Below are 774 nucleotides of genomic sequence, written 5' to 3'. Positions count from 1 at the left end.
TCGTCAGGTCCATACCCAGACTTTTCCTTTAGCAGCGCGCGAAAGATGGTTCTACGATCAGCTCACCGAATACCTGCGAGAAGGTTACGGAGTTGCTGGGATAGGACAGAAGAAGACCACGAGCAGGCAGCGCGCTGTGGGCTTCGTAATGGCCACCTTCCAGAAGATGATGTCTTCAAGCCCCCGCGCTATTCGGCAGGCACTGAGACGAAGACTCCTGGTGTTGCTGGCGCGGGAACAGATGGGTTTGGAGAGGAAAGTCCAGAAAACGCGTCCCGCGGGCTTGGCTGAGAAAATACTGAAGCTTCAAGAAGAAATGAGGGAATTGGCCATAGAGATTGCTTCCATACCATGTTCTCCAGAACAAACAGCCGAGGCTGACGCTTACATTGCCAAGGTCAAACAGCGGCTTGCTCGGAAGGGTTATATCGGGGAAGAGACAACATCGTGGGCTCTTGACGCTGAAGAGGAAGCCGAAGATGTCATCTACGCCGAGGCCGTGATCCCTAATGAACCCCAGAAAGTTCGAGAGCTTATCAAAGTAGCTCCAGAAGGGCCTGATCGAAAATTCGACACGCTCATAAGAGGGATTGAGCAGGTCAGGAGATTATCGCCCGAAGAGAAAATGGTCATTTTTACCCAATACAGAGAGACACTTGAATTCTTAAGGCAAGAGTTGAGCAAATTGTATGGTGAAGAAAAGGTTGCCACCATCAAAGGCGGGCCCCTTGACGATAAGATCGCGGCTATGGAGGCCTTCTGGGAACCTAATGG

At 51.4% G+C, this 774-nt stretch carries 1 pseudogene; it reads left to right on the top strand.

The window, feature by feature from the left end:
• A pseudogene (locus tag HW443_RS12275) lies at positions 1–774 on the top strand (hypothetical protein); the annotation flags it as partial.

The sequence above is a fragment of the Candidatus Hakubella thermalkaliphila genome, assembly GCF_013281975.1.
In the GTDB taxonomy this organism is placed as follows: Bacteria; Actinomycetota; Humimicrobiia; order Hakubellales; family Hakubellaceae; genus Hakubella; species Hakubella thermalkaliphila.
The sequence above is the reverse complement of the archived record's forward strand: the minus strand, read 5'-3'. Positions and strand labels throughout refer to the sequence as shown.